Origin of the sequence: Arthrobacter sp. efr-133-R2A-120 (genome assembly GCF_030209835.1) — a bacterium.
In the GTDB taxonomy this organism is placed as follows: domain Bacteria; phylum Actinomycetota; class Actinomycetes; order Actinomycetales; family Micrococcaceae; genus Arthrobacter.
Map to the genome: position 1 here is coordinate 1 of NZ_JARVRF010000002.1, position 26,936 is coordinate 26,936.

27 protein-coding genes are annotated in these 26,936 nt (G+C 64.4%); 6 read left to right on the forward strand and 21 right to left on the reverse strand.

What is annotated here, in order from left to right; genetic code table 11:
• Positions 1-516: 516 nt before the first annotated feature.
• The 15 genes from QRN52_RS00830 to dacB all read right to left on the reverse strand — a co-directional run bounded on the left by QRN52_RS00830 (position 517) and on the right by dacB (position 15,804).
• Positions 517-1,965, reverse strand: coding sequence for a DHA2 family efflux MFS transporter permease subunit (locus QRN52_RS00830; protein ID WP_284750920.1), 1,449 nt, complete (start codon positions 1,963-1,965; stop codon positions 517-519).
• A gap of 138 nt (positions 1,966-2,103) precedes the next feature.
• Complete coding sequence (gene panC, locus QRN52_RS00835) at positions 2,104-3,006, reverse strand: pantoate--beta-alanine ligase (RefSeq protein WP_284750921.1); 903 nt, start codon at positions 3,004-3,006, stop codon at positions 2,104-2,106.
• 2 nt (positions 3,007-3,008) lie between these two features.
• Complete coding sequence (locus tag QRN52_RS00840; RefSeq protein WP_284750922.1) at positions 3,009-3,959, reverse strand: Rossmann-like and DUF2520 domain-containing protein; 951 nt, start codon at positions 3,957-3,959, stop codon at positions 3,009-3,011.
• On the reverse strand, positions 3,952-5,451 hold the full coding sequence (locus QRN52_RS00845) for a PH domain-containing protein (protein ID WP_284750923.1): 1,500 nt from the start codon (positions 5,449-5,451) through the stop codon (positions 3,952-3,954). Before QRN52_RS00845 ends, QRN52_RS00840 begins: the two co-directional genes overlap by 8 nt.
• Positions 5,448-5,960 (reverse strand): PH domain-containing protein, encoded by a 513-nt coding sequence (locus QRN52_RS00850; protein WP_284750924.1) that lies wholly within the window; start codon positions 5,958-5,960, stop codon positions 5,448-5,450. Before QRN52_RS00850 ends, QRN52_RS00845 begins: the two co-directional genes overlap by 4 nt.
• Positions 5,941-6,462, reverse strand: a complete 522-nt coding sequence (locus tag QRN52_RS00855) for a DUF3180 domain-containing protein (protein WP_284750925.1) — start codon at positions 6,460-6,462, stop codon at positions 5,941-5,943. The genes QRN52_RS00850 and QRN52_RS00855 overlap by 20 nt, the downstream gene beginning before the upstream one ends.
• Before the next feature lie 3 nt (positions 6,463-6,465).
• Entirely contained in the window at positions 6,466-7,005 is a 540-nt protein-coding gene (gene folK / locus QRN52_RS00860) for a 2-amino-4-hydroxy-6-hydroxymethyldihydropteridine diphosphokinase (RefSeq protein WP_284750926.1), read from the reverse strand.
• Entirely contained in the window at positions 7,002-7,361 is a 360-nt protein-coding gene (gene folB, locus QRN52_RS00865) for a dihydroneopterin aldolase (RefSeq protein WP_284750927.1), read from the reverse strand. Before folB ends, folK begins: the two co-directional genes overlap by 4 nt.
• A 29-nt stretch (positions 7,362-7,390) precedes the next feature.
• On the reverse strand, positions 7,391-8,296 hold the full coding sequence (gene folP, locus QRN52_RS00870) for a dihydropteroate synthase (RefSeq protein ID WP_284750928.1): 906 nt from the start codon (positions 8,294-8,296) through the stop codon (positions 7,391-7,393).
• Positions 8,297-8,304: 8 nt separating this feature from the next.
• The gene (gene folE, locus QRN52_RS00875) at positions 8,305-8,979 is read right to left on the reverse strand and encodes a GTP cyclohydrolase I FolE (RefSeq protein WP_284750929.1); all 675 of its coding nucleotides are present in this window, start codon (positions 8,977-8,979) and stop codon (positions 8,305-8,307) included.
• 10 nt (positions 8,980-8,989) lie between these two features.
• Positions 8,990-11,059: an ATP-dependent zinc metalloprotease FtsH gene (gene ftsH, locus QRN52_RS00880; RefSeq protein WP_284750930.1), complete on the reverse strand. Its 2,070-nt coding sequence runs from the start codon at positions 11,057-11,059 to the stop codon at positions 8,990-8,992.
• A 288-nt stretch (positions 11,060-11,347) separates the two neighbouring features.
• Positions 11,348-11,899 carry a hypoxanthine phosphoribosyltransferase gene (gene hpt, locus QRN52_RS00885; protein WP_059388924.1) on the reverse strand — a complete coding sequence of 184 codons (552 nt, stop codon included), beginning with the start codon at positions 11,897-11,899 and terminating at the stop codon, positions 11,348-11,350.
• A 31-nt stretch (positions 11,900-11,930) separates the two neighbouring features.
• Positions 11,931-12,968, reverse strand: coding sequence for a tRNA lysidine(34) synthetase TilS (gene tilS / locus QRN52_RS00890; RefSeq protein WP_284750931.1), 1,038 nt, complete (start codon positions 12,966-12,968; stop codon positions 11,931-11,933).
• Between the two features lie 122 nt (positions 12,969-13,090).
• Entirely contained in the window at positions 13,091-14,194 is a 1,104-nt protein-coding gene (locus tag QRN52_RS00895) for an Rv3626c family coenzyme F420 biosynthesis-associated protein (RefSeq protein ID WP_284750932.1), read from the reverse strand.
• A gap of 77 nt (positions 14,195-14,271) precedes the next feature.
• A complete protein-coding gene (gene dacB / locus QRN52_RS00900) occupies positions 14,272-15,804 on the reverse strand; it encodes a D-alanyl-D-alanine carboxypeptidase/D-alanyl-D-alanine endopeptidase (RefSeq protein ID WP_502869672.1) in 1,533 nt (510 codons plus the stop codon).
• Positions 15,805-15,940: 136 nt separating this feature from the next.
• On the opposite strand from dacB, the gene QRN52_RS00905 reads away from it, so the two are divergent.
• From QRN52_RS00905 to QRN52_RS00915, 3 genes are all read left to right on the forward strand, one after another.
• Positions 15,941-16,429: an inorganic diphosphatase gene (locus QRN52_RS00905; protein WP_284750933.1), complete on the forward strand. Its 489-nt coding sequence runs from the start codon at positions 15,941-15,943 to the stop codon at positions 16,427-16,429.
• Positions 16,430-16,675: 246 nt separating this feature from the next.
• Positions 16,676-17,275 carry a hypothetical protein gene (locus QRN52_RS00910; protein ID WP_284750934.1) on the forward strand — a complete coding sequence of 200 codons (600 nt, stop codon included), beginning with the start codon at positions 16,676-16,678 and terminating at the stop codon, positions 17,273-17,275.
• Positions 17,276-17,343: 68 nt separating this feature from the next.
• Complete coding sequence (locus tag QRN52_RS00915; protein ID WP_284750935.1) at positions 17,344-18,426, forward strand: aromatic acid exporter family protein; 1,083 nt, start codon at positions 17,344-17,346, stop codon at positions 18,424-18,426.
• Positions 18,427-18,460: 34 nt separating this feature from the next.
• Here the strand turns inward: QRN52_RS00915 and QRN52_RS00920 are convergent, their stop codons facing one another.
• The 3 genes from QRN52_RS00920 to serS form a co-directional block, all read right to left on the reverse strand.
• Positions 18,461-19,306 (reverse strand): HAD family hydrolase, encoded by an 846-nt coding sequence (locus tag QRN52_RS00920; RefSeq protein WP_284750936.1) that lies wholly within the window; start codon positions 19,304-19,306, stop codon positions 18,461-18,463.
• Between the two features lie 100 nt (positions 19,307-19,406).
• Positions 19,407-20,426 carry a hypothetical protein gene (locus tag QRN52_RS00925; protein WP_284750937.1) on the reverse strand — a complete coding sequence of 340 codons (1,020 nt, stop codon included), beginning with the start codon at positions 20,424-20,426 and terminating at the stop codon, positions 19,407-19,409.
• 76 nt (positions 20,427-20,502) lie between these two features.
• Complete coding sequence (serS, locus tag QRN52_RS00930; RefSeq protein ID WP_284750938.1) at positions 20,503-21,783, reverse strand: serine--tRNA ligase; 1,281 nt, start codon at positions 21,781-21,783, stop codon at positions 20,503-20,505.
• Positions 21,784-21,894: 111 nt separating this feature from the next.
• On the opposite strand from serS, the gene QRN52_RS00935 reads away from it, so the two are divergent.
• Entirely contained in the window at positions 21,895-22,941 is a 1,047-nt protein-coding gene (locus QRN52_RS00935; RefSeq protein WP_284750939.1) for a diacylglycerol/lipid kinase family protein, read from the forward strand.
• Between the two features lie 27 nt (positions 22,942-22,968).
• On the opposite strand, the gene QRN52_RS00940 is transcribed toward QRN52_RS00935, so the two are convergent.
• From QRN52_RS00940 to QRN52_RS00950, 3 genes are all read right to left on the reverse strand, one after another.
• The gene (locus QRN52_RS00940; RefSeq protein ID WP_284750940.1) at positions 22,969-23,202 is read right to left on the reverse strand and encodes a hypothetical protein; all 234 of its coding nucleotides are present in this window, start codon (positions 23,200-23,202) and stop codon (positions 22,969-22,971) included.
• Positions 23,203-23,331: 129 nt separating this feature from the next.
• A complete protein-coding gene (gene pheA, locus QRN52_RS00945) occupies positions 23,332-24,279 on the reverse strand; it encodes a prephenate dehydratase (protein ID WP_284750941.1) in 948 nt (315 codons plus the stop codon).
• Positions 24,280-24,310: 31 nt separating this feature from the next.
• Positions 24,311-24,637 (reverse strand): rhodanese-like domain-containing protein, encoded by a 327-nt coding sequence (locus tag QRN52_RS00950; RefSeq protein WP_284750942.1) that lies wholly within the window; start codon positions 24,635-24,637, stop codon positions 24,311-24,313.
• Between the two features lie 83 nt (positions 24,638-24,720).
• On the opposite strand from QRN52_RS00950, the gene QRN52_RS00955 reads away from it, so the two are divergent.
• Both QRN52_RS00955 and QRN52_RS00960 read left to right on the forward strand, forming a co-directional pair.
• Entirely contained in the window at positions 24,721-25,470 is a 750-nt protein-coding gene (locus QRN52_RS00955; RefSeq protein WP_284750943.1) for a Type 1 glutamine amidotransferase-like domain-containing protein, read from the forward strand.
• A complete protein-coding gene (locus tag QRN52_RS00960) occupies positions 25,463-26,920 on the forward strand; it encodes an amidase (protein WP_284750944.1) in 1,458 nt (485 codons plus the stop codon). The genes QRN52_RS00955 and QRN52_RS00960 overlap by 8 nt, the downstream gene beginning before the upstream one ends.
• Positions 26,921-26,936: the final 16 nt, after the last annotated feature.

A 26,936-nucleotide genomic window follows, 5' to 3' on the forward strand; every position in this document is an offset into this window, starting at 1 on the left:
ATAAATCGGTATCAACAAACTTGGCACACTATTGAGTTCTCAAACAACAGACACACCCGGCACCACCCACACCCACCAAAGGGTCCAGGATCGCTCCGGAGCAACTTTCCAAACTTACCAGACACGCTCTCCCCGCACAACTCCCGAAACCGGGAACCACGCCGGACAAAACACCATCCGCGACCCCCGGAAACCGCACCGGAACGCAAAAAAGCGAACCAGGAATTTGGTTTCCATTTGAAAGGGAGTCCGTCGCAATTTTTCCGCATCAGCGGCGGCGACTCGATCTACTTTACACACCCCCAAGACCCGAGGCAAATCACGCCTGCACCACCATCCTGGACCCCAAGACCCTCTACAACACGGCGATTTCGGGTCCAACTCCAGCGGAATAAAGGCCATTCGGGCCGCAATGCGCAAACATGCCGTGCGTCACAAAACAAGCGGCGCGGCGCCGCCACCAAGCCGACCCGCCACCAGCCGCGCCGCCACCCAGCGGCGCCGCCCCGCGCGCGTCTAGTGCCCGGCTGCTCCCTCGGTCTTGCGCATCATGGTGGACAGCACTACGGCAACCACCGCAATCAAAGTGGCTGTCAGGAATGCGGCCTGCATCCCGGCAACAAAGCCGGAGGCAGCCGAGACCACGGCGAAGATCGAAACCAGGAGCGCAGTCCCTGCGGCTCCCGCCACCTGCTGGAGTGTGCTCATGATGGCCGAGCCGTGCGAATAGAGGTGGGGCGGAAGCGGGTTGAGGCCAGTGGTGAACGCCGGCGTGAACAGCAATGCCAACCCCAGGCTAAGCACTGCGTAAAGAACCACGACCCACCACAGGGGGCTGCTCGCGTTGAGCATCGAAAACTGCCACAGCGTGAGCACCAGCAGGATGGAACCCGTGACAGTCAGCGGAAGCGGACCTATCTTGTCGAACAACCTGCCGACCACCGGACCGAGCAGGCCCATTGCCAACCCGCCCGGAAGGAGTGCAAGTCCAGTCTCCATCGGCTGCAGGTGGAGGACGTTCTGCATGTAGAGCGGTAGCAGGATGACTCCGCCGAACAGGGCCATCATGGCAACCACCATGAGCAGGACCGACACCGTGAACATACGGAAGTTGAATGCCCTGAGGTCCAGCAACGGCGCGTCGGACTTCTGCAATTTGAGCTGGCGGAAAACGAACGCCACCATGCACAGGACACCGATCACCAGCGCAGCGATCGGAACGGCGGTTGCTCCGGCGTGGCCGCCGATCTGGCTCAGTCCGTAGACCAGCCCGCCGAAGGCAGGAACAGTCAAGACCACGGAGACGAAGTCCAACTTGACGTTGCCGCGTTCACCGACGTTGGTCAGGAACTTGGCGCCGATGCCCATAGCCAACAAGGCCACCGGCAGCACGAAGACGAACATGAATCGCCACGAGAAGTGGTCCAGGATGATCCCGGAAACCGTGGGGCCCAAGGCCGGCGCAACCGAGATCGCAATGGTCACGTTGCCCATCACGGCACCGCGGCGGGACAGGGGTACCAAGGTCAAGATGGTTGTCATCAGCAGCGGGAGCATGATTGCCGTGCCTCCCGCTTGGACGATGCGCGCCAACAAGAGCACTCCAAAACCCGGGGCTAGTGCCGCGAGCAAGGTGCCGCTGCTGAACAGTCCGATTGCCAGGAGGAACGCGGCTCGAGTGGTGAGCCTCTGGAGGATGAAGCCGGTGGTGGGGATGACCACGGCCATGGTCAGCATGAATCCAGTGGAGAGCCACTGGACTGTGGGTGCGTCGACATTGAGGTCCGTCATGAGCCGCTGCAAGGCGACGTTCATGATGGTCTCGTTGAGGATCACCACGAAAGTGGCCACAAGGAGCGTGACGATGACGGTGACAGACTCGCGCGACATCCTGTCGCTGGCTTGCTGTGTCCCCGTTTCCGGCACGGGGTTGCCGTGCGCGTCTGATGTGACGTCGGTAGACATGAGGATCCCTCAGCTTTGGGTGCGATGGTTTCCGGTGCTCCGCACCGGTGGAGATTGCAACAGTCTAAGCCTCAAGCGCATTCCCGTCAGCAACTTAATCCAAACGTTTGCGTACTCGCATCCGAAAGTTAAGAGTGCTCAGGAACTCAGCGGCACGTTGTCGATCAACCGCACCGGTCCGACCGTCGCCGCAATGATCGCGAGCCCTTCACCCCGGAAAGGAGTTTCCTTGCAGTTTTCGGCGAGCGGTTCCAGCGTGCGGGGGTCGACAACATCGAAATAGTCCAGCGTCACGAGAGGCTGCGATTCAACGAGCGCGACGGCGGAGTCCAGCTCGAGCGGTTCGTTCGCCAGGGCGCGGGACTCGAGGAGGCGGAGGGCCCGGGATAGAACCAGCGCCGCTTCCCGCTCTTCTTCGGAGAGGAAACGGTTCCGGCTGGAAAGCGCCAGCCCTTCCGCGTTACGCACAGTAGGCACCGCCACGATGTCCACCGGAAAGCTGAGATCGGCCACCATCCGCTTCACGAGGGCCAACTGCTGGGCATCCTTCTGGCCGAAGTACGCGCGGTACGCGGCAGCACCTCCGTCGGCGGCTGGACCGCCAGGCAGTCCGTAGTGCAGAAGTTTGGCGACCACTGTGAGGGCGCCGTCGAAGTGGCCGGGACGCGAGGCGCCCTCCCATTTCTCACCCAGCGGTCCCGATGTCACGCGGACCAGAGGCTCCCCACCGGGGTAAACCTCGTCAACGGAAGGGGCGAAGACGAGATCCACTCCCTCGGCGTCAAGGAGGGCCATATCGGCATCAAGCGTGCGCGGGTAGCGTTCGAGGTCCGCGGCCTCGCCGAACTGCAGGGGGTTCACGAAGATGGAGGCCACGACCACGTCGTTCTGCTGGACGGCGGTGCGGGCCAGCGCTGCGTGACCGGTGTGCAGCGCTCCCATCGTGGGGACGAGGCCTTGAGAGCTGCCACGCTTTTCCGCGAGCAACCGCGCACTCTCGGCCCGCAGTTCCGCCGCGGTGGTCACAAGTTTGATGGCCATGGTCAGTTTCCTTCCTGCGTCCCGGCAGCATCGTTGCCTGGACGGTCTTCGCCATTGTCCGGCGTACTCGAGCTATCCAAGGCGTTGTTGATGTCGCCAAGCTGGCCCTCCTTGAGCAGTCCGCGATTGACCGCCCGCCGGGCCGTGGCGAGGGCCATCGCCCGGTACGCGGCAAGGACATCGCCGCCCGCACCGCCGTCGTACTCCTTGAGCGCCTCCGCATGGGCGGCCACGGTTCCCGAATCCCCTCGGGCCACAGGCCCGGTCAGAGCCGATTCGCCCGAGGCCAGCGCATTCTCCAAGGTGGCGCGGAGCAAGGGGCCGAGCATGCGTTCCGGGGTGTCGACGCCGATGTCCCGGAGCAGTTGGGAGGACTGGGCCACGAGGGTGACCATGTGGTTCGAGCTGTGCGCGAGGGCTGCGTGGTAGAGCGTGCGATCGGCCTCGGCAATGGCCACCGGTTCAGCGCCCATCTCCACCACGAGGGCTTGGGCGATGGGCAGCATCGCGGCGTCCGCGGTGACCCCGAACGTGCAGTCCATGAGCCGGGTGAGGTCCAGGCTCATGCCCGTGAACGTCATGGCCGGGTGGAGCGCGAGCGGAATGGCACCTGCCGCGCGGACCGGCTTCAGTATCCCGACGCCGAACCGGCCGGAAGTGTGCGCCACGAGCTGTCCGGGTTGCCAAGCCCCGAGCTTGGCCAGTCCGGCTACGAGCTCACCGAGGGCGTCGTCCGGAACGGCGAGGAGCACCAACTCTGACCGCTCCACGATTTCCTGGATTTCGAGGATCGGAACCCCCGGCAACAGCGTCTCCGCCCGCTCCCGGCTCGCCTCCGACACTGCGGAAACCCCGACGACGGCGTGCTCGGCCCCGCGCAGCGCCGCACCTAGTACGGCACCCACCTTTCCAGCGCCGATGATTCCTACGCCGAGTCGTCCTGGCCTAGCCATGGTCGGGTTCCTCCTGGGTTGATGCACGCCGGATGGCATGCATGGCGGGCGGGGCTGGCACCGGCATCGCCGCGGGCGGAAGTTGCGCCAGCCATTGCTCGCTACTTTGCAGTTTGCGGGCTTTCCGCGCCCGGGCCCCCTGCTGGTCGAACAAACTTACTGCTTCCTCTGTGGCCGCCTGGATGAGCCGGGGAGCCACGGGCCCTGGAGTCGTATGCAACACGAGGTCGGCCACGCCGAAGAGCCGGGCCAACGGACCCTGGTGGAGGGCGATGGACTGGGTTCGCTGATGCGGGACCATCACCAACTTCCGCCACAATCGGCCGGAACGCAGCAGCAGGGCCGTATCCGTTGAAAGGAAGCCGTTGCGTCGCCAGCCCAACGGGGAAAGTATCCAGGCACGCTTGGGGGTGGTGACGAAGCCGGCGCCGGAATCCAGGCCGGTCAGCCCGGCTGTGAACACGCGCTCGGGATCGGCGGTACCGGGGTCGGGCAAGACGAGTGAGAGCATCATCATCACCTCGGGCTTCCGGCCGACCGGGAGCAGCATGGTCCGGTGCTCGCCTTCGCTGCGGTGGTGTTCACCGTAGCCGGCAACGTTCACGTGGATCCTGTACCAGCCGAGAATGCGCCACAACGGCGGCTGGGTGACCTTGAGGGCCTGGATGCGGCCGGGAGGCACGGTCTGTGCCCGGGTATCCAGGAGTCCGTAGCGCAGGCGGATGCCGTCCGGGGAAATCGCCGCCGTAAAGTTGTAGCCCGTGTTGAATGAGCGCCAGTAGGCGGTACCCAAGCCGAGGATTGCCGGAATCAAGTAGAGGATGAATGCCCGGGACTCGGTCAGCACTGACATCAGGACCGACGCGATGGCGCTGAGCACAATGAAGAGGCTCTGCTCGCTCAAGATCAGCGAACCGACAAGCCTCCCAGGCGGCACGTAGAGCACCACCTGTTCGGGGGCCTCGGGCACCTCGACCGTTTCGCTCCCGTCAGCAATACCTGCAGCCCGGCCCAGGATGGTGGCACGGAGCTGTTTGGCCTGCGCGAGCCTGAGGTAGGAGAGCCGCACGGCCGAATGGCCGGCGTCGGCCACCTCGAACTTCAGCTCCGCGAGCCCGAAAATGCGGGCAAGCAGGGGCTGCACGATGTCGATGGCCTGGACCCGGTCAAGCCGCGCCTGGCGCTGCTGTTTGAACAGGAAGCCGGTGTTGACGCGAACGTAGCCTTCGGCAAGCTGATACCGGGTGAAGTACCAGCTGAGGACGAAGGACCCCAAAGCCAGCAACAGCACGACGCCGCCCCCGGCCAGGAGCCAGAGCGTGCGTTCGTTGAAGTTGTCGCCAATGGTCCCCCGGCCTTGCAGCGTTCGTTCAAAGGTATCGCGGCCGAAGAAATAGATGATCGCCGCAAGCGCCACCCATCCCCGCACGAATGGCGACGCCGGGTGCACGCGGTGCCAGTCGCCGTCGACGACCGTCTGTTCCTGGGTCACAGCCCGGCCAGCCTCGCTTCGCCGCGGGCCGAAAGCTGCTCGCGCAACCGTGCTCCTTCAGCGGCGGGAAGTCCCGGAAGGTGGGCGTTGGTTCCGGCGGAAGCGGTGTGGAGCTTGAGGGTGCACAGCCCCAGGACCCGCTCGACGGGCCCAACCGCCACGTCGACGTACTGCATCCGGCCGTAGGGAACCACCATGGTCCGCTGGAAGAAGATACCGCGGCGGATCAGCAGGTCGTCGTCGCGCTCCGCATAACCGATGGCCCTCACTTGCCTCGGGATCAACACAAGGCGCCACAGTGCAATCAGCAGAAGGGCCGCGGGAACGGCGACGGCGAGCCACAGCGGCGGCCATTTCCACCACCCCAGTTCCACGAAGAGCAAGGGCAGGCTGAACAGGCCGACCATGATCACGTTGCCGATGGCCCACTCGACGAGCCGCACCGTCACGTATTTCGGCGAAACGCGCAGCCACTGGATGCCAGGAGGATCAATCGCCGCGGTATGCATATTCGCCTTCGCCCTTGGTTTCGCCACGGCGTGAATCCCGGACGCCGGGGCCGCCTTCCAGGTCTTCCGGTGGGATGCGGCAGAACCGCTCCACCACGAGCCCGACGACGGTCATGATGAGCCCGCCGCCGCCCATGATGAGCGCGAGCCAAAGGATGCCTTGGTCACTGCGGAGGCTCCAGAGCCGGAGTTGCTCAATCACGATCCCCACATGCCAGCCCAGCAGCACCGTGCCCGCATAGGCGCAGGCCTGGGCCAGGATCAGGGTTCGCGCGGCGAGGATGGGGTTGAGCATGGTCTTCTTCTTGCCGTTGCGCCAGCGCAGGACGCGGATGCCCATGATCAAGGTCAGCACGGCGATGACGCCCATGGTCACCAAAGCGGAAGGAGGAAGCACCGGCGTCGCCATGCTGTAGCGGGTGGTGAGCACAGTGGTAAGCCAGCCAACCGCGGCAAGAACGACCGCGATGATCGCCAACAAGAGCGGACGCATGGCCTTCATGGACTATTCCACCGCTCCCGCGGCAGCGACGCTGCCGGATCCGTCGAAACCGTCGAAAGGCCGAAGCCCCGGAAAGTCCTCGGCCTTGGTGGCCAGTTCGGCGACGCTCTCGCCGTTGAGCCGCGCCGCAGGGTCCAGGAGGGCCCACGGATAGAGCACGAAGGCCCGCTCCGCAGCCCGCGGATGCGGCAGGGTCAGGGTTTCGTCGTCGCTTGTGAGTTCGCCGTAGACAATGATGTCCACGTCCAAGGTGCGGGGGCCCCAACGGACCTCGCGGACCCGGTGGTGCTTTTGTTCGACGTCGTGGCAGTGCTGCAAGAGGTCCAGCGGCGCAAGGGTGGTCTCAACGGCGATCACCATGTTGAGGAAATCCGATTGCCCCACGGGCCCGCCCACGGCTTTGGTCTGCACCACGGGAGAAACACCGAGCAGGCGGATTTCCGGGCGGTCAACAAGGTCGGCAACGGCGGTGGACAAGGTGTCATTTCGCTCGCCCAGGTTGCTGCCGAGGGCCAGGATGGCCTTCGTGAATGGGGAGGTCATGCACGCTCCCTGTGGACACTGACAGTGACGTCACCGAAGGGCACTTCGATGGGAGCTTTGGGTTTGTGGACCGTGACATCGACGGCGGCGACGTTGAAGCCAGCCAGGATCCCCTCGGCGATCCGCACCGCGAGGGCCTCGATCAGGTTGAGCGGCTCGCCCGCAATGAGGGACGTAATGTACTCGGCCACTTCACCGTAGTGCGCCGTGAACTGCAGGTCATCGGTTTCCGCGGCCTTGCTGAAATCGGTGTACAGCACCGCGTCGACGACGAACGGCTGTCCGTCACGGCGCTCGAAGTCGAAGACGCCGTGATGCCCGACGGCGGTAACGCCGGTTAGTGTGATCTTGTCCAAACCGGTTCCTCCCCCTTTGTTCACGAAGCTTAGTGTCTGATGCGTGCGGCAACCTTGACGGCGTCAAGGCTGGGGCCGACGTCGTGGACGCGCACGGCCCAGGCGCCGTTCGCGGCACTGATTGCCGTGATTGCAGCGGTGGCATGGTCGCGTTCCTCCGGTGCCGCCGCCTTGCCGGCCACGGTCAGGAGCGTTCCGAGGAACCGCTTGCGGGAAGCTCCGATCAGGACCTTGTGGCCAAGTTCATCCAGCTTGCCGATGTACTTGAGAAGTTGCCAGTTCTGGTCCTCGTCCTTGGAGAAGCCCAGGCCCGGATCCACAATGATTTGTTCCGGGGTGACGCCTGCCGCGTAGAGCTTGTCGCGGACGCCCTTGAGCTCCTCGATGACTTCCTCCACGACGTCGCCGTAGTCGGCAAGGCTGTTCATGGTCTCGGCGTCGCCCCGGCGATGCGTCAGGACATAGGGCACCTTGGTACGTGCGACGAGTTCGGCCATCTCGGGTTCGATGCTCAACCCGGAGACGTCGTTGATGATCGCGGCGCCGGCCTCCACGGCCGCAGCTGCCGTCGATGCGTGCGTCGTGTCGATGCTGACAAGCGCCCCGGCCTTCACGAGTGCCTGAACCACCGGCAAGACCCGGCGCTGCTCTTCTTCCGGGGAGACGGGCTCGGCGCCCGGGCGGGTCGATTCGCCGCCGACGTCGATGATGTCCGCTCCGGCATACAACATGCGCAATGCATGGGCGATGGCGGTGTCCGCCGTGGGGTGCTTGCCGCCGTCGCTGAATGAATCCGGCGTGACGTTCAGAATTCCCATGACAAGCGTGCGGTCGGCCGGCAGGTCCGCGAAGCGGGCGGCCGGACGGGGTTTGCGGAGAATAGGCAGGGGGCTGGTAGCCGGGCCCGTTCCTGGTGCTGCTGCGAGGGAATCCATGGTCTTTGTTACCTTCCGAGTATGAGGCTCATGGCTTCGGCGCGGGTGGCCGGGTCATGAAGTTGCCCGCGTACCGCACTGGTGACGGTCTTGGCGCCGGGCTTGCGGATGCCACGCATGGACATGCACATGTGTTCGCATTCGACGACGACGATCGCGCCCCGGGGCTTGAGGTGGGTCACGAGCGCTTCGACGATCTGGGTGGTCAGGCGTTCCTGCACTTGGGGACGGCGGGCATAAATGTCCACGAGACGGGCAAGCTTGCTGAGCCCCGTCACTTTGCCGTCGTGGGAAGGGATGTATCCAACATGCGCGACGCCGTGGAACGGCACCAGATGGTGCTCGCACGTGGAATAGAACGGGATGTCCTTGACCAGCACGAGTTCCTCATGGTCGAGGTCGAACGTGGTGGACAGGACATCCTCGGGATCCTGGTGCAGGCCCGCGAAGACCTCGGCGTAAGCCTTGGCAACGCGCTTTGGCGTATCCACCAGTCCGCCACGGTCCGGGTCCTCGCCCACGGCAATGAGGATCTCGCGAACGGCGGCCTCGATGCGTGGCCGGTCTACCTTGTATGAGTGGTGTCCGTGGCCGTGGCCGTGGCCGCCTGATTTCCCCCCGGAGGTGCCGCCGAAGTCATCACTGGCGGCACCGCTGAAGTCGTCGTCGTCGATATGAGTCACAGCAGAAAGCTTAGCCTTGATGCGAAACGTCGGTGCCCGCGTCAGGTCCTTGACCGGTGAACGACTCCTGGCTGCTGACTCCCTGCGGGTGCGGGGACTGGGCGTCCAAGGGCTCTTCGAGACGCGCGGCCTTGGCTTGTTCCTGTGCTTCGCGTTCAGCCTTTTCTGCGCGGGATTCCACCGGCGGGATGGTCTGTACCGGACGGGACTCTTTGGAGAGCCAGACTTCGCGGAAATCACGCTTGCGGATGTCGCGGAAGATGTGGGCGATCTCGGCTTGGTTCAGCGTTTCGCGCTCAAGCAGTTCGAGGGCCAACTGGTCCAGTACGTCGCGGTTCTCGGTCAGGATCGCATAGGCCTCATCGTGGGCCTGATCGATCAGGCGGCGCACTTCCTCGTCAACGATGTAAGCCACCGAGTCCGAGTAGTTGCGTTCCTGTGCCATATCCCGGCCCAGGAACGGCTCGCCTCCGCCAGCGCCGAGCTTCACGGCGCCGATGCGCTCGCTCATGCCGAACTGGGTGACCATCTTGCGGGCCGTTCCGGTGGCCTTTTCGATATCGTTCGAGGCGCCCGTCGAGGGGTCGTGGAAGACGATTTCCTCTGCAACGCGGCCACCCATGGCGTACGCCATCTGGTCCAGGAGTTCGTTGCGGGTGATCGAGTACTTGTCGTCCTCGGGGACCACCATGGTGTAGCCGAGGGCGCGGCCTCGGGGCAGGATGGTGATCTTCGTGACAGGGGCGGAATTGCGAAGTGCTGCCGCCACCAGGGCGTGGCCGCCCTCGTGGTAGGCGGTGATCTTCCGCTCCATTTCCTTCATGACGCGGCTGCGCTTCTGCGGGCCCGCCATGACGCGGTCGATTGCCTCGTCCAGGGCGCGGTCGTCAATCAGGTTGGCATTGGACCTTGCCGTCAGGAGGGCAGCCTCGTTGAGCACGTTGGCAAGGTCCGCACCCGTGTAGCCCGGGGTCTTCTTCGCGACGCCTTTGAGGTCGACGCCGTGGGCCATCGGTTTGCCCTTGGCGTGGACGCTCAGGATCTGTTCGCGACCAATCAGGTCCGGTGCTTCAACGGTGATCTGGCGGTCGAAGCGGCCGGGACGGAGCAGGGCAGGGTCGAGGACGTCCGGGCGGTTGGTCGCCGCGATCAGGATGACGTTGGTCTTGACGTCGAAGCCGTCCATTTCGACCAGGAGCTGGTTGAGTGTCTGCTCGCGCTCGTCGTTGCCGCCGCCGATACCGGCGCCACGGTGACGGCCGACGGCGTCGATCTCGTCAACGAAAATGATGGCGGGCGCATTGGCCTTCGCTTGCTCGAAGAGGTCGCGGACGCGGGAAGCACCGACGCCTACGAACATTTCGACGAAGTCCGAGCCCGAGATCGAGAAGAACGGGACGCCTGCCTCGCCTGCGACAGCGCGGGCCAGGAGGGTCTTGCCGGTGCCCGGAGGGCCGTACAGCAGCACGCCCTTCGGGATCTTAGCGCCAACGGCCTGGAACTTTGCCGGTTCCGCGAGGAATTCCTTGATTTCCTGGAGCTCTTCGACGGCTTCGTCCGCGCCGGCAACGTCATCGAAGGTGACCTGCGGCATGTCCTTATTGACCAACTTGGCCTTCGACTTGCCGAACTGCATCACCTTGGAACCGCCGCCTTGCATGCGCGAGAGCAAGAACCAGAAAAGCACGCCCAGCAGGAGCACGGGGACGAGGAGCGAGAAAAGTCCGGAGAACCAATTGTTCTCGACGGGCTGGTCCGTGAAGCCGCCGGACGGTTGGGCATTGGTGACGGCCTTGACGACGTCCCCGGCCCGCGCCGTGACGTAGAAGAACTGGACGTTCTTGCCCTTGTCCTGGCCGTCGATGACGAGGTTGTCTTTCAGCGTCAGGTCAACGCGGTTCTCGGCGTCGTAGATTTTGGCCTGGTCCACCTTGCCGCTCTGGGCGAGGATCGCGAGGCCCTTATCGGTGTCGATACGGGTGGATCCGCCGGGGGCAAGGGTTGCAAATGCCACCAGGAGCAAGCCGACTACGACAACAATCCAGATGCCCGGGCCCTTGAAGAAACTCTTAGCTTTCATCTGTTCGGGGGCTCCGCCCCGTCCCTCCTGGTAGTGCTGCACGGCGCAGCTTCTGCGCGCGTGTGGTGCTGCGTCAGTTTCTAGCTTTACACCGTTCGGAGTGATTCACGCACAGTAAGGGGCAAAAGTTCCCTCTAGGCGTACATGAACAGGGAATTCCGGAAGCTCGCGGGAGAAATCCAAGGTTCTTTCAGGATCGCTGCGTAACCGCACAACGAGAAGCGGCCTCCCGAACAGGAGGCCGCTTTCACTCCGCGAACCTGCCGCGGTGGTTCGCTGCGAAAAGAGTTACTCGTAAACGTGCGGAGCGAGGGTTCCCACGAAGTCCAAGTTGCGGTACTTTTCGGCGTAATCCAGCCCGTAACCGACGACGAATTCGTTGGGAATGTCGTAGCCGACGTACTTGACGTCGATCTCGACCTTGGCGGCCGTAGGCTTGCGGAAAGCCGTACAGATTTCCACGGAAGCCGTGCCCCGCGATTCGAGGTTCGTCTTGAGCCAGGAGAGGGTCAGGCCGGAATCGATAATGTCTTCGACAATCAGGACATCCTTGCCCATGAGGTCGGTATCAAGGTCCTTGAGGATGCGCACGACGCCGGAAGACTGGGTACCGGAGCCGTACGAAGACACCGCCATCCAGTCCATGCTGACGTGGCTGTGCAGCGCACGGGCGAGGTCTGCCATGACCATGACGGCACCCTTGAGCACGCCGACGATCAGCAGCTCACGGCCCTCGTAGTCCTTGTCAATCTGTGCAGCAAGTTCGGCGATCCGTTGCTGGATCTGCTCCTTGGTGTAGAGAACGTGTTTGAGGTCTGCCTGGACGTCGTTTGAATCCACCAATGGCTCCTGTGTTGATGCGTGGGTGCGGCTACTGTTGGGGCGATCTTTGATGCCGGAATACTAGCTTCCCACAGCCGCCGCCTTCGCGGGGAACGGCAGTTCCCCGTGCTGAGGCCTCCCTCTCCAATTCGCTCAGGGATACGCGGTAGACGCTGACGCTTCCGGGAAGCTGCACCGGACCCGCCGATCCCTGCCGGCGCAGTAACGCTTCGGCCGCTTGAAGCCGCCCGTAACCGGGCTGTTGGCTCCCGACGTCGGCCGCTGCCTTGGCGATCACCCGGAACCTCAGCGCGGGGGACAATTCCCTCAAGGCGTCTTCGGGAAGCCAGACTCCATCGTCGCTCCGGTTCACGAGGCCCGCATAGCGCTCTGCGGCAAGCTGCTCCAGGAAGTCAGCGTCCTGTTGGAGGATCGCGGCGGTGCGGGCGAGTGATTCGGCAACCCCGGGCCCCAGCTTGTCCTCAAGCAAGGGCATCACCTCAACCCGGGTCCGGGAGCGGGCGAAGGCAGGGTCCGCGTTACTGGGATCGTGCCAGGTTTCGAGCTCCTCGACGTCGCAGATTTCAAGCGTTTCCGCCCGGCGAAGCCCCAGGAAGGGACGGAGGAGCTTGCCGCGTGCGGGGCGCATTCCAGCGAGGGAGCGGGTTCCCGAACCCCGCGCCAGGCCGAGCAGTACCTGTTCGGCCTGGTCGTCCAGCGTGTGCCCGAGCAGGATTGCTCCACAACCGAGTTCGGTGGCGGCTGCTTCGAGGGCCGCATGCCGGGCGTCCCGGGCTGCCGCCTCGGGTCCAAAGCCGGTAGCCGCCACGTCCACGGTCCTCAGCTGGACAGGCGAGAGGCCCAGCACCTCCAGGATCGCCACGGTTCGTGCCGCGACCTCACCCGAGCCTTCCTGCAGCTGATGGTCAACCACGACGGCGGCAACGCTCACGGGGCGGCCGTGCACATGGCCTCGACGGGCAAAATAGGCTGCCACTGAAGCAAGGGCCAGGGAGTCCGGCCCACCGCTGCAAGCGACGAGGATTCGCTCGGGATAGCCTGCGGAGGCCAGCGCGTCCTGCAACATGTTCCGTGCCTTGCCGACGACTGGCGCCAAACGCCCGGGGCGCCGTCGTCCGCTGCTTGCTGCGATACTCCTGCTTGGTGGGTTTATACTGCTTGCGCCCGGACCCGATGTGGTACCCGCGGTCACAGCCCCATCCGCTCAAGCCACAGCTTGGAGTCGTGGATTTCGGCTTCCGTGGGCAGTTCTTCGGCCGATTCCCACACCCGGTTCAGGCCTTCCATGCCGGCCACCGCAACCACTTCGCGGACAAACTTGGCTCCGTCGCTGTACTGGCGCATCTTGGCATCCAGGCCGAGGATGTTGCGGATGAATTTCTCGATCACCCCGCGGTCTTTGCCCCGTGCGTTGAAGCGCTGCCTGATGGTCTTCACTGAAGGGACAAGGGTGGAATCGACGGCATCCATCACCACGTTGGCGTGGCCTTCCAGCAAGCTCATGACGGCTGTGAGATGCGAGAGCGAGGCTTTTTCCTCGGGGTTCTGCAGGAGGTCCAGAATGGCCCCGCGGCCGGGTGTGGCACCGGTGGAGCGGTCGCGCAGGGAACGCGCGGCGGCCGTGGCGCGATCCATGATGGAGTCCACATTGCCGATCAGGTTGGCGCTGAGGCGCTCGATTTCCTCAAGCATGTGGGTCCGGAGCCAGGGCGCCGCAGCGAACTGCACCCGGTGGGTCTGCTCGTGAAGGCAAACCCAGAGCCGGAAATCGTCCGGATCAACATTGAGCTCGCGCTCCACGGAGATGATGTTCGGAGCCACCAGCAAAAGCCTGCCAGCAGGCGGCGCTTTCGAGTCCGGGGCGAGCGCCGCGAAAGGATCGTATTGACCCAGGACCTTGCTCGACAAGAAGGCAAGCACGGCCCCGAGCTGGGTACCCGTGATGGCGCCGCTCGCGGCAGCGGCAGCCGGCGTCATCGCCGGGCCGCGCCGGGAATCCAGCATTTGCTGAAGGGCCGGCTGGAGCATCACGGCAAAACTTTGGGTATTGGCCTTCGCCCATGACGCCCGGTCAACTACCAGGACATGGGAATCGCGGAGATCGCGTGCGGCTTCCAGACCGGTGATGTCATGCACATGCGGTACCGAGATGTCCGCGCTGAACCGCAGGCTGTCCACGGCTTTGCCGATCTGCGCCGGACTCAGTAGTGGACCGGGGGGAGCGAGCCGGGCAGCCGTGGAGGCGGCCAGCTCCCAGTTGATGAGGGACTGGGCTTGCTGCTGAGACTCCATACGAACCATCAGAACACAACAGGCTGAATCTGCGCCCTTAAGTTCGCTCAGCGGCGAACATCAGGCAGCGGCGAACGTCAACCACCAGTGCAACCACATGACGCGAGTGCAGTGGCGGCCCTGTCCAGCGCCACCTTGTTCCCCGCTGCGCCCGGCGTCAGCCCGTTGCCGATAAAGGAAAAGACCAGAAGGCGGCCGTTCGCGTCCACTACGTAGCCGCTCAAAGCGATCACCGAATTCAAGGTACCGGTCTTGGCCCGCACCAGCCCCGCCCCTTGGGAGGTGGTGGGGTCTGCGTAGCGGTCACCGAGCGTCCCGGTCAGTCCAGCAACCGGGAACCCGGCGAGGGCGGCGCGGAGACGAGTGTCCGGTCCCGAGGTAATGGCCCGCACAACGTCCGCGAACTGCCGAGCCGACACCTGGTTGCCCAAGGCAAGGCCGGACACGTCCGCCAAGTGCATGGAGTCCGTGGCGATCCCCACTTCCGCCAACTGGGAGCTCACGGCCGCCGTCGCGCCGTCGTTGGATCCCGGCTTTCCCTCGGACAAAGCGGACATCCGGCCGAACACCTCGGCCAGGTAGTTGTCCGAGGTTTCGAGCATCAAGTCCACTTGCTCGCGGACGGTGGCAGACACCACGCTGGCGAGAACGTCCTGCTTTCCGGACGGAGCGGCGGCGCGTTCCACACCCGGGACCACCGTGAATCCGGCCGCGGCGCCCGCGGCTTGGAGCTTTCCCGCGAAAGCCTCGGCAGCGGTGAGCGCGGCGTCTTGCGGGCGCGGACCTGTGGTTGCGCCCGGGCTTGTCCTGGCCGAGTTCAGGGCGAGCGGAAAGATTGGCGCGGTTTCGCCGGCGGCGACGTCGTCGAGGCTCCACGCCGGATTCAAAGCGGGCCCGGTGAATAGGCCATCGTCCAATTGCACCGTGACCGGCCCCTTCACGCCCCGGTCCTGCAGCGCTTTTGCGGCATCCGCCGCGAGGGTCTCCAGGCCGGCATGGCCAAGCACCTCGCCTGGCTGGGACGGGCCGTCGCCGAGCAGGACGTCGCCTCCGGCGCTCAGGATGATGGTCGACGCGGAAGGTCCTGCCAGGACCCGCGTGCTGAAGCGGGTCTCCGGGCCGATCGCCCGCAGCGCCGCGACTGCGGTGAGCAGCTTCATGTTGGACGCCGGCACCCGGTTCTTGGCGCCGTCCCGATCGTAAAGCGGAAGCCCGGTCAGCGCATCCTCAACGACGCCGGTGAAGTCTCCCCCGCCGTCGGGGGTCAGGAGGGCGTTGAGCTGGTTCGTGACATCGGCCGGCAGCGGGACCGGGGCGGAAGCGTCCAAGGGCGCAACGATGTGGGTACGGCTCAGCTGCTTGGGGACTTGTTGCCAGGCGGGCATCTTGGGTGTGGGCGTAACGGCTGCCCCGAAGAGGCCGGCCGCGACCCCGAGGCCCATCGGGACGGCCAAGGCCGCGATGACCAAGGTCAGCAAGACCTGCGGCAGGAAGCGGAAAATGGCCTTCGAAGCAGGGTTCGGGGGCCGGGTCTTCCTGGGCCTGAGAACGGGAGTGTCCTGCTGTTCCGGAGCCTGCTTTTCAGCCTCCGCCTCGTTAACGCCCTTCATGCAGCTTTAGTCCTCAAAGTCTTGAATGTCCCCACCGTTTCAAGAAACTTGGGCCTCTCGCTATATCCTCAATAGTAGTCGGCGGCGTCGGCTGCTCTGTTGCCGCGCCCATGCCAATACCGTCAAGGAGCATTCCATGAAGCACGACGTCACGATCGAGATCCCCAAGGGGTCGCGCGTCAAGTACGAAGTTGACCACGAGACCGGTCGCGTCCGCCTGGACCGCGTCCTGTTCACCTCCATGCAGTACCCCACGCATTACGGGTTCTTCGAGAACACCCTGGGCGAGGACGGCGACCCACTGGATGCACTGGTGCTCCTGCAGGACTTCGACCTGTACCCCGGAGTCATCGTTGAGTCCCGCCCGATCGGCGTTTTCAACATGACCGACGACGGCGGCGGAGACGCGAAGGTCCTGTGCGTTCCGGCCGACCCGCGCTTCGACCACATCCAGGAAATCTCCGATGTCAGCGAATTCCTGATCAAGGAAATCGAGCACTTCTTCACCCGCTACAAGGACCTTGAGCCGGGTAAGTGGGTCAAGGCTGAAGGCTGGGCCGACCGCGCAGCAGCCGAAGCCGAGCTGGAAGCTTCCATCAAGCGTTACGTTCCGGTCGCGCACTGATCCCCACCGCCACCCTAACCTCGCTCCGCTCGGCCAGGGAACCCTGGCGGCGTGGGCCCTGCGATGGTGCCCGACGGCGGCGGGTGCGGTTCCAGGCGAACCGCACCCGCCGCCGTCGTTAACGGGTGGGTCCCGGACGCGGAACGGATCGGCTCACAATCGCTGGGCACGCGCGGCCGTAACGACCAGTTGACTCTCGATTAACCCCTTGAAAGTCAGCTACCTGCCGGTAATGTTTGATCCACCATGTTCACGCTGACCATCAACCAACGCGACAGCCGCGGCAACGGAGACCTCGTACCGCAGCTGCTCAAAGACTTGCGCCACATCCCTGCGCGCTTGGACTTTGACCGCTCGGTGGAGGACGAAGTCCAAGGCATCGTGGAATTCCCGCAACAGGCCGTGGACTCAGCGCTCATAGCCTTGCGGAGCGGACAGTGGTACGTGGGAATCGGCGTCGGACCCGTCAACGAACCCCTGCCCAAGCAAATCAAAGACGCCTCCGGACACGGCCTGGTCTACGCCCGCCGCGCCGTGGACCGCTTGCGGAACAGCAAGGAGCGAGTCCCCGTGGCCGTCGAGGGGCCGATTGCTGCGCTTGCTGCCGAATCGGAGGCTGTGCTGCGGCTCTTGGGGCACATTGTGCAGCATCGGAGCGTTGCTGAGTGGCGCGTCCTGGACCTGTTGATGCCCGGCGTGCGTGGTCAACAGAAGGCCGTGGCCCAGGAACTGGGGATCAGCACCCAAGCCGTGAGCAAGGCACTGGCCCGCGCCCAATGGGTAGAGGAGCACGCTGCCAGACCGGCCGCAGCACGCTTACTGCAATTGATCCTCGAGGTTTACTGATAGCCCTCGGCCGCCTTTAGCCGAACCAGCCCTCGACACATCCAACCATTCCCGCCTAACTTGGGTCCATGATCACCAAGCCAAAGCTTGGGCGGCTACTTCCAGCGCTCAAGCAGGCTGTCACAGGGCACCGTCTCCTGTTTGCTGCCAAGACGGCCGCCGCGGCCGGGCTGGCTTGGTACCTCGCGCCACTCATGCCAGGGTCTGCCGCCGCCTACCCGTATTACGCACCCCTGGGCGTTTTGGTCAGCATGCACCCCACCGTTGCGGCTTCCGCCAAGCACGGGCTGCAAAGCCTTCTTGGACTCGGCTTGGGCATAGCCATGGCCTTCGCGGTGACCACGATTACCGCGCCAAACGCACTGGCGGTGGCCGTCGTCGTCGGCCTGGGCGTGCTCGTCGGTGGCCTGCCAAGACTTGGAAGTGCCTCCGAATGGGTGCCCATGGCGGCGCTGTTCGTACTGGTGCTGGGTTATTCGAATGCGCAAGGCTTCTCGTTCGCGTACGTCCTGCAGATGGGCATGGGGGTGGCGGTCGGTTTCGCGGTGAACTGGCTGGTCTTCCCGCCCCTGCATCTTGAAGGCATCGATCCCGCCATCGACGGTCACCAACGGGCGCTGTCCAAGCAACTCAGGGACATGGCCAGAGCCATGACGGAATCGTGGCCACCGGACCATGAGGAATGGGCGAGCCGCAGCGGCGAGCTCGCACGTACCGCGACCGTGGTGCGGACAGCTGTCCAGGCAGCGAAGTTGAGCGCCAAAGCGAACCCGCGGTCCCGCCGTCGAGCCGGGCGCCTGCCCGGCGACCTGGCCGGTTTGCGGGTGATGGAACGGCTGACTTTTCACGTCCAGGACGTCACAGATGTCCTGGCAAGCGTGATCTGGGAAGAGAACGCGGGAACGGTCATTCCGGAGGGTGTCCCGCCTAATTTGGCTGAGGCCCTGGAGGACGTTGCAACAGCGATTCGGCAATGGAGGCATGGAGACGCCGAAGACTTCAGGAGCGCCTTGCGCGACGCTAGGGACAGTGTGGCATCACTAAGTGGCACTCTCACGGAAGCCGCCGCCGGCCAGGAGTCCGTGAACGCCACCGCGTCGGTCGCCATGAGCCTGCGGCGTATCATCACCGTGGTCTCCGACGCCGCCTGAACTGCGGATGGCCAGTCCCGCTGAGTGTGGGTTTTTACAGTAGGCGGCGCAGGATGAGGGCTGCACCGTCGTCGTAGACAGAAGCGGTGACCTCATCCGCGACGGCGATGACTTCCTCGGGTGCCTGGCCCATGGCGACACCGCGCCCGGCCCAGCTGAGCATCTCGATGTCATTGCGGCCGTCCCCCACTGCCACCGTGTGGCGGGGGTGCGTACCGAGCCGCTGCCGCAACAGTTCCAAGGCGCTGGCCTTGGTGACGCCGGCGGCGGCGATATCCAGCCAGGCCGTCCAGCCCACTGAGTAGGTGACCCCGGACAGTCCGATCTTCCGGATGGCTGCGGAAAATTCTTCAGCCGTATTCTCGCTGCTGAACACCACCACACGCACGGCAGTGGCATCCAGCATGGTCTGGAAATCGACGCCGATTGCCTCAACACCGAAGCTGGCGTCCTGGAACCGCTCTGTGGAGAGAAAATTCCCGTCCTCGTCTTCGAGCGCGTATTTGGCGGACGGAAGCTGCTCGCGAAGTGCCATCAACGCCGGGGCAGGATCGAAGGTGGCCTTGTGAATGATCTCGTAGCCTGCGTCCAGCTGGGGGTCGAGCCGCAACGTGACTCCGCCGTTGCAGCATACGGCGTACCCGCGTTCCAGCCCGATCTGCTCAATGATGGGCAAAGTGGCGTTCAACGAACGGCCGGTGGCGATCAGGACGTCGTGACCTTGGGCGACGACTGCCCTTGCGGCGTCGCGGACACCTGGCGACATGTGACCATCGTGATCCACGAGGGTTCCGTCGACGTCCAACGCGACCATGAGTTTGTGATTCGAATTCCGCTGGTCATCGATGCCAGCGACTGAGGTACCAGTCAAAATAGTCATGCCTCCAGTGAAGCAGACCCCACCGACACCAGCTAGGACGCAGGCCACAGCAAGGGATTAACACGCGGTGAATACTCCCACGTTGTCCACAGTGTGAATGTTAACTTGAGGCTCTGGCGCGAGGCCTCAGTCCGGCGCGCAGGAGCTTCTGCCGAAGGCGACCTGGCTGCTCCAAATCCGCCCAACTCCACCTGACGACGGTGAACCCGAGAGCACGGATGCTGTCCTCACGCACCTTCTCCCGATAGACGATCTCCTCCGCGGTCCAATCCCCACGCATGTCTTCGTCAGCGTACTTTTGCTTGCTATCGAATTCGCCCGCGATCGATTGCTCCGGCCACCAGAAATCGGTTCTGGCGACGAACTGGCCGGAGTCAACAATCATGTGCTGTTGGAGCGGTTGCTCAAAGCCCAGCAGCTCGATGACGGCCCTGCTGAACGACTCCCCTGCGGATTCGGCCTTCGGGTGGGCCAAGCTCGCGATGCGGAGTGCCCGGTGCTTGGCGGCATCAGCCACGATCCTGTCCAGTGCCGAGGCGATCCCAGGGTGTTCGATCAAGCGGGCATCCTGCCCGAGCAAACCCTGCTGCCACAGCATTCGTGCGATTCCGTCAGCCACAACCAGCGCGCTGCTGAAGGACGAGGTGCACATAACATCGATGACCGTCTGCACCGGACTTGTGCAGGAAAAATGGCCGGAAACCACGGCCTGCGCATTGCGTCGAAGGACGTAGCGCATGGGATGGTTGCCTGCATTCCGGGCTTTTTCGGCAAGCACGCTGTTTCCGTGAACCGCAAAAGTCGCTGGCCGCCGTCCGGTGATCCGCTCGGAGGAAGTGGCCAGATCGACGAACTCCGGCGGGCGCAGTGTAGGGACGCCGAGCACGACAGCTGCGGACTCACCGCAAAAGACGGGCTGGTCGAATGCCATGCCCACCGCCGCCGCAGACCACTCGAACCTCTCGGCAGGCGTCGCTTCCACCCAGGTGGAGGTTTTCACGTAGTACCCCCGCCTCAGCCGGACGAGACGGCCTGCCCTGAACGGCCGGTGAATCCCGGCCGTGGAGCCCGTAAGGGCCAGCCGCTCGGCGGAGACGATGAGCTGCGGAGGTATGTCCATGGAATTACTATCCATGGGTCGTTCGGCAGCGTCAGCCGTGCTTTGGCTCTATGTGGATAAGCCAGGCTGTGGAGGACTACAGAACGGGCAGGACCTCGAGCCCTCCGATGTACTTCTGGAGTGCCTTGGGGACGTTGACCGAGCCATCCGGGTTCTGGTGGTGCTCCAGGATGGCCACGATCCAGCGGGTGGTGGCCAGCGTGCCGTTCAGGGTGGCGACAGCGCGCGTGCCCTTCACTACGCCATCCTCGTTGACCGCGCGCTCACGGATGTTCAGGCGGCGGGCCTGGAAGGTGGTGCAGTTGGACGTCGACGTGAGCTCGCGGTACGCGTTCTGGGTGGGGACCCAGGCTTCGCAGTCGAACTTCCGGGCCGCGGACATGCCGAGATCGCCCGCCGCCGTGTCGATCACGCGGTACGGGAGCTCGACCTTGGCCAGCATTTCCTCTTCCCAGGCCAGGAGGCGTTCGTGCTCGGCAGCGGCTTCTTCAACCGTGGTGTAGATGAACATCTCCACCTTGTTGAACTGGTGGACGCGGATGATCCCGCGGGTGTCCTTGCCGTGTGAACCGGCTTCGCGGCGGTAGCAGGAGCTCTGCCCCGCGTAGCGGATGGGGCCGGCGGAAAGGTCCAGGATCTCGTCCGCGTGGTAGCCGGCGAGGGCCACTTCAGAGGTTCCCACGAGGTAAAGGTCGTCTTCAGCGAGACGGTAGATCTCGGCGTCGTGCTTTACATCGAAGCCGGTGCCCTGCATGGTCTCCGGGCGCACCAAAGTGGGGGTGATCATCGGTACGAAGCCGGCCTCGATGGCCTGGTCCATGGCCATCTGCAACAGTGCCATCTCCAGGCGGGCACCGACGCCGCGGAGGAAGTAGAAGCGCGCACCGGACACCTTGGCGCCGCGTTCCATGTCGATCGCGCCGATGAGTTCGCCGATTTCCAGGTGGTCCCTCGGCTCGAAGTCAGGGAATTCGCGTGGTGTGCCGACCGTCTTGACCACCACGAAATCGTCCTCGCCACCCTCGGGCACGCCGTCCACAATCAGGTTGGGGATGACCCGGAGCAGCTCTTCCTGCTTGGCCTGGGCGGCGTCGGCTTCGGCAGAAGCGGCCTTGACCGAGTTGGCCAGTTCCTTGACCTCGGCCAGCAGCGCCTGCTTTTCCTCGCCCTTGGCCTGTGCCACCTTCTTGCCGAAGACGTTCTGCTCCGCACGGAGGTTTTCGTAGCGGATCAGAGCCGCGCGGCGGTCTGCATCGGCGGAAATGATCGCGTCCACCACGGACTCGTCGGCGCCGCGGGCGCGCTGGCTGGCACGGAACTTGTCCGGGTTTTCGCTGAGGTCTTTTACGTCGATCACCAGACAAGAGTATCGAATGAGCGCGCAGCTCCGCGGCCAACGCCCGACGGCGGCAGTCACCCCGTTCCGCCGTGCACGGCCGCACGTGCAGCGGGATAGGGTTGAATCACCATGAGCGACTGGATCCTGTACGTGATTCTGGCTGGGGGCGTGGTCTTCGCCGTCTCCAGTTGGTGGGGCGTGCGCCGGCTCAGAGCCAGGCATACCCGCAGTGCTGTGCACGAGGACGCATACAAGCCTGAAGCCGGCTTGCAAAGGGTGGCCGTGATCCTCAACCCGGTGAAAGCGAAGGCCGAGGACGCGCGGAGGATCATCCGGGAAGCCTGCCATCTTGCTGGCTGGGACGAACCCCGCTTCTTCGACACCACAGCGGAGGACCCCGGCCATTCGCAGGCCAAAGCGGCACTCGCGTACAGGCCCGACGTCGTACTCGTCGGCGGCGGCGACGGTACCGTGCGCGTCGTGGCAGAGGCCCTCGCGCACACCGACGTGGCGATGGGCTTGATTCCCCTGGGAACCGGAAACCTGCTGGCACGCAACGTGAACCTGGATGTCAACGACCTGAGGGGCAACGTCCACACGGCGCTCTTCGGCCACCAGCGCTACATCGACACCGCACGAATGGCTATTTACAACGAGCGGACGGGCGCCTCTTCCGAGCATGCTTTCCTGGTGATCGCGGGCATGGGATTGGATGCCGAGGTTGTAGGCGATACCAATGACGGCCTCAAGAAGGCAGTCGGCTGGCTGGCCTACACCGAGGCGGGCGTCCGCCACCTACCCGGCCGGCGCAAAAGGGTCTCCATTGCCATGGACGACGAGCCCGAGCAATCCCGGAAAATCCGAAGCGTCTTGTTCGCCAACTGCGGCCTGATTCCAGGTGGCATCGACTTCATCCCCGGCGCGATGATCGACGACGGCGTCCTGGACGTTGTGGTCATGAGCCCCCGCAGCGCCATCGGCTGGATTGCGGTGTACGCCAAGATCCTGTTCAAGCACAACCGGAACCTGCCGGTCATGAATTACTACCGTTCGGGCAAAGTGGTCATCAGCAGCAGCGAACCGATGGCCACGCAACTTGACGGTGATCCCTCGGGCGAGGCCACGAAAGTCACCGTCAAGGTGGAGCCGCGCTCTCTTCTCGTGCGCGTGCAATAACTCGTGCGCGTGCAATAGCGCGATGCGCTATTTGGCGTTCTTCGCCGCTTCCGTTGCCTTGTGCTCTGCCAGTTTGTTTTCCGCCAAGGCTTTGGCGGCCGCTCGCGCTTCCGATTGCTCGCGAATCATGGCCTGTTCTTCCTCAAAGCGCAGCCGATCAGCCCGGTCGGCGTCGTCGCCGTCCCAGTCCTGGTTGTCCGCCTTGGGCTTGGGGTTGACGATCATTCCCTGGCCGCTGGTGTCATTGCTATTTCCCGACATGGCCCGCTCCCTCCGTTAGGGGCATGCGTCCATCAATTGTGGATCAAGCAAGCATACGCACAGTTTTATCCACGCGATAGGGGTTGAAGAGTCAATTATCCAACGCTTTGCGAGAGCGGATTCGGGCGGTCAAGCGCCCGGTTCGCCACCCAGAATGCCACGAACCCAGGCATGCGCCGACGTGAACGCGGCGTCGGAGGTATGCGGCGCAACCAGGGCTTTCTGCTCGTCCGCCCGCGCATACGACCCCAGGAAGCGGGTGGCCGGGCTGATCCGGTGCAGGCCCGCCAGGGCATCGGCAACCCGGGCGTCCGCGGCGTGGCCATCGGCGTCGATACTGAAGAAGTAGTGACCCAGATACTGCCCTGTGGGCCGGGACTCGATGCGGCTGAGGTTGACTCCGCGGGTGGCAAACTGGTCCAGGATTTCCATCAAGGCGCCCGGGCGGTCTTCAGGGAGGGGTACAACGACGGTGGTCTTGTCTGCGCCCGTGGGTTCAGGCAGCGCGCCGGGGCGGCTGACCAGGACGAAGCGGGTAACCGCGCCGGGGTTGTCGCCAATGTTCTCCGCAAGGATATTCAGGCCCGGGCGTTCGGCCGCGACAAGGGGGGCACAGATGGCGGCGTCGTAGTGCGCATCGCCTTCAAGAAGCCCGACGGCGGCTGCCGCCGTGGAGGATCCCGGCACGTATTCCGCATTCGGGATATTTTCGTCGACCCACAGCCTGCACTGGGCCCAGGCATGGCCATGGGTGGAGATCCGGCGGATGTCCGAAATCTTCAAACCGGGGCGGGCAACCAGCACGAACGTGATGGGAACGAGGGCTTCACGGATGATCCGCAGTTCGGTACCGGTGGCAATGGCATCCAAGGTGGCGGTCACGCCGCCTTCCACCGAGTTCTCGATCGGCACCATGGCCGCATCGGCCTCGCCCTGGCGGACCCTCTCCAAAGCCGTATTCACATTGGTACAGGGCACCCTGTTGGCATCGGACGCGCCCGGGACCTGCAGGAGGGCAGCCTCGGTGAAGGTGCCTTCCGGGCCGAGGAAGGTGTAGGTGAGCGCGGATGCCGACATTTATATATTCCTTAGGTGTTATGCGTTGTGACTACAGGACGACCGGCTTGAGGCCGTTTTCCGAAACCATCGGGCGGCCGGTCTCGAACCACATGTCCATGCCTCCGGCGATGTTGGTGGCGGTGTAGCCCTGCGCCACCAGCCACTGGACGGCCCGATAGGACCGTCCGCCCGTGCGGCATATGACGTAGAGGTCATCGTCGGGGTCAAGTTCGTCAAGGCGTGCCGGGATCTGGTCAAGCGGAATATGCAGCGCGCCCTCAGCGTGGCCCGCTACCCATTCGTAATCCTCCCGGACATCCAAGATTTTCGCGTCCGCCGGAACATCGCCGACAGGCACGGTCTCGAAATCGCTCACGTGAGTTCCTTCCAGTTGATTCAGATCTCCAATCCAGCCTACCGTTGCAGGGACCGCGACCACACAAGGCAGGAGGCGTCCACATGGCTGATGGCGAGCCCACGATCCTGGCAACCTCCGGCGGCTATAAGTCCGGCCATCGCACCAGGATGGAGTTCGACCTCCTGGTTCACCACGCCGTCGAACTCTCCGGGGTGACTGGACGCGCGCCGCGAGTGGCGCATATTGGCACGGCGTCCGGGGACCAGCGTTGGTTCGCCGCGGAATTGGATCAAGCCGCAAGGGTGTCGGGCTTCGATTTCAGCCACCTGAACCTTTTCACGATGCCCAATCACGGAGATCCCGAGGCCTACCTTCTGGAACAAGACGTGGTGTGGGTCAACGGTGGCTCCGTGGTCAACCTTCTGGCCGTATGGCGTGCACACGGACTGGACGGCATCTTGAGGCGTGTCTGGGAACAGGGCGTAGTACTGGCCGGAGTGTCCGCGGGCTCGATTTGTTGGTTCCAAGGGGGCACCACGGATTCCTACGGCCCTGAATTGCGCGCCGTGACCAATGGACTTGGCTTCCTCCCCTACGCCAACGGCGTCCACTATGACTCCGAGCCGGGTCGCCGCCCGCTGGTCCACCAGTTGGTGGCAGACGGCGTGCTGGGGGAAACGCACTGCACCGACGACGGCGTCGGGCTCGTATACAGAGGCACGGAACTTGTGGACGTGGTTGCCGAAGCCAGGGGAAAGGCCGCCTATCGCGTCACCGCGGCACCCGGCGATTCGGTCGACGGCGTTCCCGCTGCCGTGGAGGAGCGCTTGGAGCCCCGCTTCCTTGGCTGACATCCACGAACTCGACGCGGTCGAGTTGCGCCAAGCCCTGGCCGCCGGCCAGCTCTCTGCAACTGAGGTGGCGGAACACTTCCTCGCGAGGATCGGACAGCTGAACCATATGCTGGGCGCCTTCGTCACGGTGACGGCGGACCAGGCCATGTTTGACGCCCGAACCGCCGACTCAGCGTACGTTCGCCGGCGCAGCGGAGGTCCAGAGCTCCCCCTCCTGCACGGCGTGCCGCTGGCCTTCAAAGACCTCACCGATGTCGCGGGAGTCGTGACCACTCACGGCAGTGGAGCTTTGGACCGTAAGCCCGCCCCGGAAGACGGGGCCCTCGCCGCGACGCTCAAAGGCGCCGGTGCCATCTCACTGGGCAAGACTCAGGTTCCGGAATTCGGACTTACGGCCTACAGCGAAAACCGCATCGCACCGCCGTCGCGCAATCCACACGCACTGAGCCGCAGCTCCGGCGGGTCCTCGGGAGGCAGTGCTGCCGCGGTTGCGGCGGCGTTGGTTCCCTTCGCGCCCGGGAGCGATGGCGGCGGGTCCATACGTATTCCCGCTGCGGCATGTGGACTGCTGGGGTTGAAGCCGGGCCGCGGTTTGGTGCCGGCCGGCGAAAGCGTCGGGGACACGGCACGCCTCGTGGTGGCGGGGCCCATGGCGCGCTCCGCCGCCGACGCTGCGCTCATGATGGATGTCCTGGTGCCACGCGAAATCCGGCCGGAAGGGGGCTACCTTGCGGGCCTCGAGGAGGCTCCTGCTGCCTTGCGGATCGGCGCGAGCCTGGACAGTCCGTGGTCCACCACGTTTCCCTTCGCCCCGGAGCGAGAAGCCCTGGATGCCCTCACCAAGGGCGTCGCACTACTGACGGACGCGGGCCATTCAGTGCTCGACGCCGAGATCCGCTATGACAATCGATATCCGGAAGCGTTCACTACCGCCTGGACGGCCGGTGTCGGGAGCGCCCGGATCCTGCCCCAGCGCGAAGCCCTGCTGACCCCGCTGACCCGGACGTTCCGGCGTCGGGCGCAACAGCGGAGCGCAGCCAAGGTCAACGAGGCCATCGGCTTCCTGCGGCAGTTCAGCCACGACACCATCGCGCAATACGCACAGTGGGACCTCGTCCTGACACCATCGCTCGCACAGACGCCAAGGCCTGTGGGCTGGTTCACCGGGACAATCCCCGGAGGCGAGCAATGGCCGGCCCCGGACTGGCCCGGCGATGCAGACGACGACTACCGCAAGCAATGCGAGTTCGCGCCCTGGTCCTCCATGGTGAATGTGTGCGGGCTGCCGGCAATCACAGTGCCCGTTCATTGGACCGGACCAACGCCTGGAACGGGGCTTCCGATGGGTATCCAACTCATCGGAAAACCAGGATCGGAGCTCCTGCTCCTGCGGCTCGCGAGGCAGCTTGAGCGGCAGCAAAAGAAGGCACCTATCGCTAGCAGATAGTTGCCCGAGGCATCTA